Here is a 12,868-nt window from a genome sequence, read left to right as displayed (position 1 = left end):
ATAAAAGAGCCATATGTTTGGACGGCAATTTTCTTGATCTAGGAAATCGAGATGCAATAGATAAAGTATTGCGGAGATTAGTTAAATTAAATCAGCAAGTAGCCTGGGAGGAAGGCAGAGCCCGTATCCCAGGTTTTCAATTGGTTTTTTGAAGCAAAGAATTGCTATAACATATGACCTGGAAACACCAATCTCCGGGCGTAGCCGTTCTCCTAAGGCTACGCCAGCTAAGACAAGTACTTGAAAAAGTAAAATTTTCTGGTTTTTCTAGAGTTACGAACTTTAATGTGATACTTTATCACAAGTGTTAGCTAAATACATTGCCCTTATTTTTCCTGATTTTACCTTTCTTAACCTAAAAAATTGATTCCTATCAATATCTTGAAAATATTGCTCTAATCTAGCTAGAATCCGATTTAAGTTGAAAATTATTTAAGTATGCAAAAATTTAATTCACTTCATTTTATCGTTGCATTGTTAGCGTTAGCTTTCATTTATCCGTATTTTATGTGGACTCATCAAAGTGCCTGGTTAATTATAATAGTATTACTATTAATTGGTGATTTTATTTTTAAATTTAATTATAAATATATAATAAAATCAGACATTTATTGGGCTAGCGCCTTTTGCGGATTTCTTGCTTATTTAAGCTTACTATATACTACAACTCATACACATAAGGGCTGGTTTTTACTTATCCCAGCAATGTTTATTTTATTTACTCTACCTAGAAAGGATAAAATATTAAGTTTAGAGTGTTTTTCTACTATCTTTGCACTTACATTAATACCTGGAATTACTGTTTGGTTTTTAATGCTGCTAGATATTCCACTTAGCTTTAGCCGGCTTACACCATTAAGTGCACTTAAAACTCAAGAAAACATTTATTATTTAAAATTTTTTGGAGCAGTTTTCCCAAATAATGTTATTTACCCACTTCCTAATGGCGGGGTGATTGCTCGTGTTTGTGCGATTTACGATGAACCTGGCTCGGTGGGTACTTTTGCAGCGCTTCTTTTGATTTCTGCCAATAGACTAAATGGATTGAAAGAAAAATGGAAAACAAGCCTTTTGATTATTGGCGGGATTTTAACATTTTCATTTGCCTTCTATATGATTACTCTCCTGGGTTTTCTCCTTTCTAAGAATTTTAGACTATTTGCATTTATTCTAATATCTTTTTTAATAAGCACCCAGGTACCTTATACACCATTATCTTCTTTACGGCCAGGCTCAGAGCAATCATTAGTGTTAAAGAAAGATAAATCCTCCTATTACCAAAATGCATTAGATAAATTTGATAATCGTACATCCCTTAGAATGGAAAAATTATTTTCTACATATCTGCATGGGGATATAAGTGTTTTACTATTTGGCATCGCTAGTAATGCAAATAGTGTTTATGATGGCTACAGTTCTACGTGGAAAATTATTTTAACTAATTATGGACTAATAGGATTGAGCTATTTAATAATCCTTCTTATAGGTTATGCTTTTACAAAAAATAATAGCGCTTTTTATCGAATTGATGGGTATATTTTTCTGTTCGTTTTTTTGCTTAATATTTATCAGCGGCCTTTCGTTTGGATTCCTAGTTATATGTTAATTTTTTTAGGTACTTTTGCTGCTACTGGATGTAAAAAAAGTACTGAAGAAAAGAGCCAGATAGAGCGTTTCAATCTAAATGAAAATATTAGCTCAACTGCAAAAAAGGCAACTAGTTTATAATTTAGGCTTCGTTGCAAATAAGGATCAAATTAAATAATCTTAAATTTTGGTTAGATATCAACTGTATAAACCAAATTGTTTATTAATGAAGGTTCCTTCAGCAAGCGTAGGTTGGCCACTCGGCCAACATTTATTTCAACTCATACCTTCTACAGTTTTGGGCTTCTTGTCATTTCAGTCGTTCGGTAGAGCATCTTTTAATGAGCTGAGACAGCCTAGATTATTCTTAATTCTATTTCGTTAGGTTTGAAATTGACAAAAAGCGTGTGAAATTGACCAGCATTTGTTGGGCCAGGTGGCCCAACCTACAGGTTTTATTAGGAAATCGAGATGCAATAGATAAAGTATTGCAAAGATTAGTTAAATCAAATCAGCAAGTAGCCTGGGAGGAGGGCAGAGCCCGTATCCCAGGTCTTCAAACAGTAATAATAGGTTATATCTACATGCCAACGGTTAGAATAGTGTTTCTTATAACAGTCTAAGCGTTTTCAATTTACGGACATAATGTTGTACCCAATGATAAATGCTGGTGTGATCAATTAACAGTCCTCGTTCCGCTATCATTTCTTCTAAATCACGCTAACTAATGCCTTATTTACAGATGAGAAAATTAGACAAATATAAAGATACCAAGTTTAAACTAAACATAAATATTAATTATTCTTATTGATATTTATGTTTAACAAATGATTAAATGACTTATCTAATATCTTATTTATTAGATTGATTTAATAGATTATTAAACTATAAATATTGTTAGTCGCTAGTAGTAACCTCAATAAACTTTATTCGCTATAGGGAAATATATGCTAAAGCTTATTTTGTTCTTTTTATGTTTATCAGCTTCAGCTTTTGCAGATATTAGCTCTGATATTCAATCAATTAAGATACGTGTAGGTGCCCCTTTTATAACATTAGGACCAGCACCTAATATCATAGATAATTTATTTAATTCCATTCGCTTAACTAACAACTCTTATTTATGTTTTACCGCTAATTCTTACAGTTATAAAATGACTGGCAGTGACCCTTTATGTCAAAAAAGTAAGTTAACAGCTGTTATTGGGCCAATTGCTAATGGATATGCTGATTGTGGGCTTTGGATTAACGATGTTTTAATCGACTCAGAGAATAGTAATCATTTATTAGGCTTTGCTCATGCCGAAACTGCTTGTATAAATTCTGGTACACATAAATCAATGAATTTAGTTGAGTCTCATGATAATGGCAAAACATGGAGCCTAACTGGACAAATTATAACTGGAGTGGACAGACCGACATCAGGCAAGATTACCGGTGAAGGTGACGCGAATATTATTCCAGGAAAAGATAATTACAATTACTTATATATATTACGCAATAGCGACTACCGTACTATTGTTGCGAGAGCATTAAAAACCACGCCAGCAGGTCCATGGTATAAATACTATAATGGCAATTGGAACTCACCAGGGCTAGGGGGTAATGCTACTGCACTTAAGGTATTTGGGTCTGCCTCCGTGTGGCGTGAAAAAAATTACGTGATGCTTTTATCGCTCCCTAATGCAAGTGAAGGGGTACGTGCATCATTTTCTTCCGATTATATAAATTTCACCCAATTATTAGACCCGCTTCTTGTTAGTGATAATTCAAGCTGGGATCGACAACCCGATTCTACTGAACTTTTTGCCTATCTATCTGCAACAGCTATGCAAGGTGGACGAGTATGGAACAATGGCCAATTTATTATGACTTATATGTACTTAGAACCAGGTGCTAATTTTAGTTCACGCTATCTTGTTAAGCGAAATGTAAATATAAGCTCAGTAAGTTCACCAAATACAGACGGGTCCATCCCACAAGTCGGTGTAGAATTAAGTCGCTGGATTAATCCTCTTAGCAATCCAAATGAGATTTGGACAACCACAGCCGCTACGCCTGGCTTTTTTAAATATTTAGGCCGATTAGGTTATCTTATGACTCGCAAACTGACTGGTACTAAGGCGCCAGAGACTGTCGCGATAGAAGAATGTGTTAGTAACTGGACGGGTGGTGTTGATCATGTTATTACGCTTGATGGTACTTGCACTAAGGCGGGTTATACTCGCCTCCGTACGTTAGGTTGGTTATATAAAGATAATTTACCTAATACAATAGCGCTTTATCGATGTTGGAGTCCTGAGAAATACAAGTCTCATTTTGCTTCTACAGATATTAATTGTGAAGGAGAAACAACAGAATTTATCTTAGGATATATTATGATGAGTTGATAGTTAACGTCTGTATTTTATTTGCAAATACTTAGCGCGTTTATCAAGCATGCCTGCCTTAACTTTTTTGGCAGGCTATGCGCGAGCAGATACTCTAAAGGATGGGATTGTTATTTATACACATGAATCCCAAGAAAAATGAAAACCACATTAGTCGAGCTACTATTGGCTTTCTCCTTGCTAGGGATCAACTTTCTAAATATGCAGTTCATTTAGTTAAAAGTAAATTAAATGAAGAGCCAAAAGCCTCATACCCTTCCTTTAAAAGGGCCTCATCAAGTCAGCGGTAAGGGAATTAAAACATTCAATTTCCTCTAGTAATTTCTTTTCATACTCTAGAGCTTGCTGATAGAGATTGTAAATAATCGTATGGAGTTTTTGTGACTGATACCAGTATTTAGTTGGTAGTGATGAGGGTATGCCTTTAACAATAGTCTCCTTATAAGGATCAGTGTTCAAAAATGAATTAATCATTTCAAAATTGAAAAGTTTATCCTCACCAAGTGATGATTGCCATAATTTTCCTAAACTCCAATATCCTTTATTTTGTAGGTCTGCTTCTTCTTCAATTTGGCTATTATCAAGATATGCCTTTATCAAGGAGGCCTTTAAAATCTCCCCTGTAAAACCTTCTTTCTCTAAAAAATTTAATAAATTATTACTTAAATTGAATTTTGCTTTATTTGCATTCTTTTGACTTTCTACGTAATGCCTTAATTGAGACAAATCTAACTTAAACATAATTTAACTTTTTATTTTCAATACGTTTATAGAGGCGAAAGTCTATACTTTTATAGCTCACTGTCAATATAATACAGAATAGCCAGCCTAATCATCTATTGTATAATGATCAGCAATACCCATTAATAATCGGCTAAGTTGTTTTGATTTTGAAATAAATGGGGAATGACTACTCTGCAAGGAGTAACTATGGATGAAATGAATGCGTGAGCGCATTCGCTGCTGTGTTTTAGGTGAAATAATTTTATCTTCGGTGGTTTCTATATAAAATTTTGGTATTTTTTCGAAAGTATCTTCTGGAAAATGCAATAGGTTTTCCCCAATGATGATTGGTTCAGGAACCATGTTTGCAGTGGCGTGTTGCACTTGTTCGAGGCTGGCATCAGCCATAAACATTTCTTTTAATGGGCCGTTATAATTAATTTTATATAAACCACTTTTTTCATCTAACTGCGTACAGCTATCGAAATGCTCATTATCTTCCTCACTTAATAATTGATAAGGTTTCTCTCCATTTAACGGCACTACAGCAGCCACATAAATTAGCGCTTTAATTTTAGTTTCACATTCATTGATGGCTTGATTAATTACAGCACCTCCTTGACTATGTCCAACTAAGATTACTGGCCCATATTGCATGCGGGCAACATCACATACTTTTTTGGCCGCCTGGTAAAGAGTTGCTTCTTTGGCAGAAATATCATCTTCGGCTCTTCCAGGAATATCTACGGTAACTACATTATAATGGTGATTTTGCAAATAACTTTGTACTGGGGCCCAAATACCGCTGGTTAGGAGAGCGCCATGAACCAGTAAAAGAGTAGGATGTGTTTGCATCGTATTAGCTGCTACAGAAACATTAACACTTAGGCAGGCTACAATCATTAAAATTTTTTTTAATAGCATGATTAATCCTTAATCATTGAATAAATCAGTTTAAAGTAATCTAATTAAGAGTCAATCCCAAATAAATAATTGTGACTCTAATTGTTTTTGCAACAAAGCTCTTATTTCCTATAAACTATTTATTAACTTTGCTGTACATTAATAATTACTCATTATTACAATGACTAAGCAAATCATGCCTCTATAAGCAAGTTAAGGATAACGTATGCGACTCACTCAACCTCCTTTTAAGATTAAGCCCTTAGCAGCTTGGCTCATTACTCATATTACCATGAGTATGGCGTTGCCAATAACCATGAGTTTTGCAGCAGAAGTGAATTGGCCTGTGCCTATTGCCACGCCCGCTCCGCTAGCTACTGCTGCGGCTAACCTAAACACTGCAATGACAGTTTATATTGAGGAGCCTACACCTGCTAATGCGCAAGCCTTAGCACAAGCGCAAGCCACTTATAACCAAGCAGTTGCTGTTACAAGCGCGGCTAACCCCACGGCCATCTTGACAGTTAGTGGCGGCAATCAAGATACCATTAATGGCAATGACAGCGGTGCTAATTCCTTTTTTCTTAATAATCAGGCCGCCTTCATTCATGCTACTGGCGACAATACAAGTTTAACTGTTTTAAATCATATAGGTAATAATAGCGCTATTTTGTTAAGTAATGGTTCAATACTCGATATTAATGCAGAAACTGGGGCGCAAGTTATATTTACTAATAATACAGCTGGGTTGGGCGGCGCCATTTCTATTAATCAAAACAGTACACTCAGCATCGCTAATTCAACTTTTATTGGTAATATAGCTGAAACTGCTGGCGGGGCAGTTTCTAATCGAAACAGTTTCCTCACTATTGCTAGTTCAACTTTTATTGGTAATACAGCTTATGCTGGCGGAGCACTTTTTAGTACACATAGCACACTCAACATTACTGATTCGACTTTTAATAATAATACAGCTACTGGCTCTTGGGGTGGTGTAATTGCTTCTGGCGATAGTTTAGTCAATATTAACCATTCCATCTTTAGCAATAATCAAGCGGTTGGGGCTGCCGGAGTAATTCTTGCCGGTGACAATAGTATATTTAGTATCACTAACTCAACCTTTAGTAATAATACAGCCAGTAACTTTGGTGGCGCAATTTACAATTTTGATAGCACTATAAATTTGTTAGTAACAGCAAGCAATGTCAGTCAATTTATAGGTAATACAGCTAATGGCCAAGCTTCCTCGATTACTCTATCAGCTACTGACGTTAGTCGACTAAGTTCGCTTAATGCTTTTATCGAAGCAGGTGGCGTGCTCGACATGCGTGACCCAATGGACAGTACGGATAATGCAGGTGAGATTGCTATTAGCCAAACTGGTCAAGGGACCTGGCGTCTAGGCGGCGCAAATACCTTTACTTCTGCTGATAATACGGGAAGTACAAATTTCACTGTGAACGAAGGGCAGTTGTATTTATACGCAGACGGCGAGGTTGCTAATGGTAATGCGATTGATCCGTCTGCCTTAGTCACTGCAGGTCGTATTAGCCTTTTAGGGAGTGAGTCAAGTTTTACTTTAGGCACAGGTGCTACCTTAGTTGCTAGTGGCGACAATGCCATAAGTACGGAAGGCAGCATTGTCTTACAAGAGGGCAGCCTCATTCGCGGTGGCAATAGCACTGACCGAGGCGAGCCTGTGGGTGGTATTACCTCAGTCTTAAGTTTAAGTGCGGCTAATGATATTACCTTAGCCGGTAAAGTTGCCTTAGCCGCCTTATCAGCAGATGACCAATTTACACTAAGAGGTAATTTGACCGGCAATGGTGGCCTAAATAAAATGGGTGCTGGGCTTGTCATTTTGGATGGCCTAAACCGTTATAAAGGGGGGACTACGGTGACAGCCGGTATTCTTCGCGCAGGTAGTGCCACAGCGTTCGCTGTGAATACCGCTTATCAGGTTAATGGGGGTACGCTTGATTTAAATGGCTTTGACTTAACCATGTCCTTACTGTCTGGCACAGGCGGTGAGGTAGCTCTTGGCACAGCCGCCTTAACTGTCAATCAACGAAGTAACACAACCTTTGCGGGTGAATTAGTAGGCCAAGGTAATTTTACCAAACAAGGGCAGGGTAGACTCATTCTCACGGGCCAGTCAGCCAATTATACGGGCACCACGCGGGTTAATTCAGGTGAGCTTAGGGTCAATGGCTTATTAGGGGGTGATTTAAGGGTCAGCGCTGCAGGTCGGTTAAGTGGTTCTGGCACCGTCGGTAACACGACAGTCGCAGGTACGATTGCGCCAGGTAATTCGATTGGCACCTTAACCGTTGCAGGTAATTACGTACAAACCGCAGGCTCTGTTTATGACGTTGAGATTAATCCTGCTGGGGCGTCGGATTTAATCAATATCAGTGGGCGTGCCACGTTACAGCCAGGCGCTGGGGTATCGGTGCTAAAAACAGCAGGACTGTATACGCCAGGCACCCGTTACACGATTTTGGCTGCCGAAAATGGTGTCGTTGGCACCTACAGCAACCTGTCGCAAAACTTACCGTTTCTCGAGTTGCTGTTAAATTATGATACGAACCATGTTTATTTAGACATCGCGCGCAATGACCGGCCGTTTAATTCGTTTGCAGTCACACCCAATCAAGCGGAAACCGCCATGGGCGTTGAAAGTTTAGGTGGCGGCAATCGGTTATACGATGCGTTTGTTAATTTAGATAACCCACAAACCATTCAAACGGCTTTAAACGATTTAAGCGGTGAAATCTATGCGTCCACCTTAAGTGCTTTAATGGAAGAAAGCCGCTATGTTCGTGATGCCATGCGTTCGCGTCTAGACAGCAATGACACATTAGCCGAAGCCAAAACACCCAGCGGCCTTGCTTTCTGGGCGCACGGTTTTGGGGCCGCAGGACAATTAGAGGGCAATGGCAATGCCGCCAAACTTGACCGCTCAACCCAAGGCTTTTTTATTGGCGCTGACCAAGCATTTGGCGGGACGGGTCGCTTTGGCGTAGTAGGTGGGTACAGTCAGTCGACTTTTGATGTCGATAGCCGTCATTCTTATAGTGAAAGTGATAACGCACATTTGGGAGCTTATGGCCGCTTGGCGTTTAATCACCTGGTGGCCAGTGCGGGCGCGGCTTACAGCTGGCATACGTTAAGCACGCATCGCACGATTGCCTTCCCAGGTTTTACCAACCCGTTAAACAGCACCGGTGACGCACACACCGCACAAGTAGTTGGTGAATTAGGCTATGAATTAGCCGTTAATTACTTAGACATGAAGCCACTTGTCAATGTGGCTTATGTGGATGTGAAGGCCGACAACTTAACAGAGCAAGGCGGCGATGCCCGCTTACGTGCGCACAAAGCCAGTCAAAGCGTATTGCTCTCAACCCTGGGTGTACAAGAGAAAGGGTTACTTTATCAGACTGACATGTATGCGCTTAATCACCATGTATTCTTAGGTTGGCGCCATGCCTATGATAACTTAACGCCTAAGGCCACCTTTAATTTTGCCGCAGGCAGCGTGCCATTCTTCATTGGCGGCGTACCTATCGCGCAAAATGCGCTTTTAATTGATGCAGGCTTCAATGTGGCAAGGCTCAGCAATAACCTGCATTTATCGGTCTCTTATATTGGCCAATATAGTAATCAGGTCACTGATAATGGGGTGGCTGCACGCCTGACTTGGCACTTTGCTTAATAGCTTAATACTGTGCCAAAGCTAATAAAAAGGCCAAGGAGCAAAGACTGTACGACGTTGTAGTTTTTTAAACAGATAACTAAGTGGTTTACTTTAAAAAGGAAGTTGTTACATGAAATGCAAGCTATTAATTTTTATTGGATTTTTATATATATTGCCTTTATCAGGACAGGCAGATGGACTATTATCAGACCCAGGCCCACTTAATACTCATCACGTGGGAATAAGAATTTCAGGCGCATATAACCCATATAAATTCACTTATGAACGAAATACGACCTTGGTTAACCCTGAGTTTCCTTCCGGATATAGAACATCATCTACTGTTAATAAACCAACTTTTCGCGCCCCCTGGTCGATACGAGGGGAACTTGACTATGTGTTAACTAATCATATTGAGTCATTTATAAGTGCCGAATACAGTAAAGGCAGCGGCAAGGCTCGAAATATTAGCCTACCTCCTGTCTATACTTATGAGCCTTTTTCAAACTACCATTCTTTAGGTGTATATCTTGGCTCACAATACTATTTTGACCGTTGGTCTTTGCTTAATACTTCGGCCAGTGCTTTCTTAGGCTTTAAAGCTGGCGCGCTTTGGCGAGATTCAAGAAAATATAGTGTCTACGTTTTAACCCCACTTAATTATACTTATAATAATTTACCCTTTTCAGAATCCGCAGCGACACCAAGTGCTGGTTTGCAAGCTGGTCTAGATTTTCTATTAAGACAGGGATTTTCTCTTAACTTATTATTAGAGCTTGTCTACTCAGGGCCTATTAAAAGTAATCAGAGTATCGTTCCACCGCCTAATCCACTTGGCTTAACCCGTATTATTGGTGGTGAAAATGGTCCCATGTTGTCTTACCCTATCACCGTAGGAATTAAAAAGGTATTTTGACCCTATGAGATAATATAGATACCATTCTTAATTTATAAATCATCATTATTAAGACCCCTTAATTAGCTAAAGTATTCGTTTGTTTAAAACAAAGTAATTATTAATGATTTTATTGAATAATATATTATTGGTTAGGCAAATCGTTGGTTATTTAGAAAATAACCAACACAATAAGGTATTGGGTAATTTATTTAAATTAGGATGGCTTTGTTAAAATAGTTTTCTGTTTCATTAAGTAATAGAATTTGTATTTGTATCTTCATTATCTTCTTGGGGTATTTCTTGCATTTGACTGAGAGGATTTTCCGACTGAAAAAACATTTTTTTAAAGCTAGGCTTTCTTTTTGGTAATTCTTGAGATTGATTCAGAGACAAATCTAAAGCTATTGCTTCTTTTTCTGTATCATCGCAATGTTTTATTTCTGAATGACTACTGTCTAACCTTGCTTGCTTTATTGGCTTAATGACCGAATTATTATTTAATATTTGATTATCTGAAGAATAAAGAGGTGACTTTTTGTCTTGTGCACCACTTTTTCTAACATATAAAGTTAGTGAGTTATTTTCTTTAAGGTCTGTTAATAAAGAGGCTTGCTCAATTACCTCTAGTGTGCTACTAAAACTGAATACCTTGACTTCTTTCGAGGAAAAAAGTTGATGAATTGAGCTATCTAAAATAAACTTAGGGAAAATACTTTGACCTGGAAAACCTAAGTTAACATCACCCACGTATTCAATTTTATCAACTAAGCTGTGCTCATTTTTCTCTTCTCTATCTTTAACACACTTCAATACATGCAATATAAATTTACCTATGAGCTCCTGTTGTTGCTCTTCTATTTTATCTGTACATGGGCCGCCTTTACTAATTGTAGCTTGTAATAATTTTTTTTCTGAGGTTGTTATCTCTAAATTAGTAAGCCAATCTTCATTGAGAGAAAGCGCTCCAGTTATTGTATCTAAAGTAGCAATACATTTCCCAGAAAATCCCATTGACTTAAAATCTTTATTATGAATTAGTGTAGTAATCTGGCTATCACTATGAAAAGCATAAATGCCTAATTTTTTTAATTCTTTGTCATAACCATGAAGTACTATTATTTTCAAAGCATATTTCCTTATATAGCAATGTATCAATTTGATTAAAAATTATATTGCATAGATAAATTATTAACTAAATATTAATTAGAAAATTAATAAGAATAAAATTTTGTATTTTTTTAACAAACGAGATACCTCTTTCAATTTAGCATCATACTCGATTAAGGTATTGTTCACTTAAACGTGAGCGTAGTCTGAAATTCTCTTACGCTTGGTTTTCCGCTCTAAATTAGTTTTGAGTTTCGAGGCTAAACAGCTTGAAAAATGAAGTTTGGGTGCTTTAATTACTAAGCAGTTGTTTTAATAATTTTGGAGCCAACTTCATAAAATCATCACTAAGGATAGGATAATGAATTTAAAAAAAACAACGATTATTTCTGTTTGCTTCTTTATGAATACGTCATGGTCTGCCCCTATAGCAGATGTGATTACCAATCCGCAAGCCTCAGCGGATAACACCGTGTTTAACTTTTCTTATTCAGTGACTTCGTTACAAAAATACTATCGGGTTTATTTGGACGTAGAGCATCAGGCAACTGGTGGATTTCCACAAGGCGGGCTTTACGCAAACTACCTCATTGAAAATGACGTCTTGTATAAGTATGTAGGCCCTGGCTGGAATTGGAGTAAAGTCAAGTCACTTGGCAGTACAACAGGAACTAATAACAGCTGGGTTGTACCGAGAGCCGATGTTCTTGCTAATGCTAACCTTGCAGGGACCGTGGATTACCTCTATCAGGTAGAATCACCCTTAGGTATTTCTTCATACACTAAGTTAACATTAACTTATCCAGGAGCAGACGGTCAAAACTCTGATTTACCGCCACCCATAGCTTGTGCAAAATGTACAAGTCAAATCGCTCAGGGAGCTAAATGGAATTATGTTATCTCTGAAACACCCAAATTTTCTGTTTTAGCTGATATTTATGATATCAGCGGTTTTAGTAGTGATGCTAAACTTGTTAATAAAATTCATACCCAAGGCAGTAAAGCAATTTGTTATGTGAGTGCTGGCTCTTGGGAAGATTGGCGTCCAGATGCCAATCAATTTCCTGAGTCGGTTAAAGGGAGCTCCAATGGTTGGCCAGGCGAAAAATGGCTTGATATTCGACAAACTAAAATTCTCCTACCTATCATGCAGGCCCGTATTAACATGTGTAAAGAGAAAGGCTTTGATGCCATTGAATTTGATAATGTCGATGGCTATACCAATAAAACCGGTTTTCCTTTGAAAAGTGCTGAGCAAGCTTATTATAATGCCTCGTTAGCTAATATGGCACATCAAGCAGGTCTTGCGGTCGGATTAAAAAACGACCTCAACCAAGTTGAGCAATTATTGCCTTATTTTGATTTTGCCATCAATGAGCAATGCTTTGAGTACAATGAGTGTGACGATTTAATGCCGTTTATTAATGCCAATAAAGCGGTGCTTAATGTTGAGTATAATTTAGCAACAAGCAAATTTTGCTCTAAGGCTAATGCGATGCGTTTCAGTGCTATAAAAAAAGACGGTAGCTTGAAAGAAAAAGTGACGTTCTGTAATTAATC

The 12,868-nt window shown here is 37.8% G+C and carries 8 protein-coding genes; 5 read left to right on the top strand and 3 right to left on the bottom strand.

The features are described from left to right. The first annotated feature begins 438 nt into the window (after positions 1-438). Complete coding sequence (locus DYE47_RS08580) at positions 439-1,728, top strand: hypothetical protein (RefSeq protein ID WP_115302880.1); 1,290 nt, start codon at positions 439-441, stop codon at positions 1,726-1,728. An 806-nt stretch (positions 1,729-2,534) separates the two neighbouring features. Next, a complete protein-coding gene (locus tag DYE47_RS08575; RefSeq protein WP_115302879.1) occupies positions 2,535-3,977 on the top strand; it encodes a hypothetical protein in 1,443 nt (480 codons plus the stop codon). A 261-nt stretch (positions 3,978-4,238) separates the two neighbouring features. On the opposite strand, the gene DYE47_RS08570 is transcribed toward DYE47_RS08575, so the two are convergent. Together DYE47_RS08570 and DYE47_RS08565 are read right to left on the bottom strand one after the other, a co-directional pair. Next, on the bottom strand, positions 4,239-4,718 hold the full coding sequence (locus DYE47_RS08570; RefSeq protein ID WP_115302878.1) for a hypothetical protein: 480 nt from the start codon (positions 4,716-4,718) through the stop codon (positions 4,239-4,241). Positions 4,719-4,805: 87 nt separating this feature from the next. After that, entirely contained in the window at positions 4,806-5,624 is an 819-nt protein-coding gene (locus DYE47_RS08565; RefSeq protein WP_115302877.1) for an alpha/beta fold hydrolase, read from the bottom strand. A 205-nt stretch (positions 5,625-5,829) separates the two neighbouring features. Here DYE47_RS08565 and DYE47_RS08560 point away from each other — a divergent pair, with 205 nt between their 5' ends. Further along, entirely contained in the window at positions 5,830-9,321 is a 3,492-nt protein-coding gene (locus DYE47_RS08560) for an autotransporter domain-containing protein (RefSeq protein WP_115302876.1), read from the top strand. A 112-nt stretch (positions 9,322-9,433) separates the two neighbouring features. Next, a complete protein-coding gene (locus tag DYE47_RS08555; protein WP_115302875.1) occupies positions 9,434-10,219 on the top strand; it encodes a hypothetical protein in 786 nt (261 codons plus the stop codon). 231 nt (positions 10,220-10,450) lie between these two features. On the opposite strand, the gene DYE47_RS08550 is transcribed toward DYE47_RS08555, so the two are convergent. Continuing rightward, positions 10,451-11,326, bottom strand: coding sequence for a hypothetical protein (locus DYE47_RS08550; protein WP_115302874.1), 876 nt, complete (start codon positions 11,324-11,326; stop codon positions 10,451-10,453). A gap of 343 nt (positions 11,327-11,669) precedes the next feature. Here DYE47_RS08550 and DYE47_RS08545 point away from each other — a divergent pair, with 343 nt between their 5' ends. Then, the gene (locus DYE47_RS08545; protein ID WP_115302873.1) at positions 11,670-12,866 is read left to right on the top strand and encodes an endo alpha-1,4 polygalactosaminidase; all 1,197 of its coding nucleotides are present in this window, start codon (positions 11,670-11,672) and stop codon (positions 12,864-12,866) included. Positions 12,867-12,868: the final 2 nt, after the last annotated feature.

Origin of the sequence: Legionella beliardensis, from assembly GCF_900452395.1 — a bacterium.
GTDB lineage: Bacteria > Pseudomonadota > Gammaproteobacteria > Legionellales > Legionellaceae > Legionella_C > Legionella_C beliardensis.
Note: the sequence above shows the minus strand (reverse complement) of the source record. Positions and strands in the feature narration are given on the sequence as shown.

What these genes read in the sequence shown, in the direction of transcription:
- DYE47_RS08580 (WP_115302880.1), top strand. Translation starts at nt 439, where the DNA reads ATGCAAAAATTTAATTCACTTCATTTTATCGTTGCATTGTTAGCGTTA.
- DYE47_RS08575 (WP_115302879.1), top strand. Translation starts at nt 2,535, where the DNA reads ATGCTAAAGCTTATTTTGTTCTTTTTATGTTTATCAGCTTCAGCTTTT.
- DYE47_RS08570 (WP_115302878.1), bottom strand. Translation starts at nt 4,718, where the DNA reads ATGTTTAAGTTAGATTTGTCTCAATTAAGGCATTACGTAGAAAGTCAA.
- DYE47_RS08565 (WP_115302877.1), bottom strand. Translation starts at nt 5,624, where the DNA reads ATGCTATTAAAAAAAATTTTAATGATTGTAGCCTGCCTAAGTGTTAAT.
- DYE47_RS08560 (WP_115302876.1), top strand. Translation starts at nt 5,830, where the DNA reads ATGCGACTCACTCAACCTCCTTTTAAGATTAAGCCCTTAGCAGCTTGG.
- DYE47_RS08555 (WP_115302875.1), top strand. Translation starts at nt 9,434, where the DNA reads ATGAAATGCAAGCTATTAATTTTTATTGGATTTTTATATATATTGCCT.
- DYE47_RS08545 (WP_115302873.1), top strand. Translation starts at nt 11,670, where the DNA reads ATGAATTTAAAAAAAACAACGATTATTTCTGTTTGCTTCTTTATGAAT.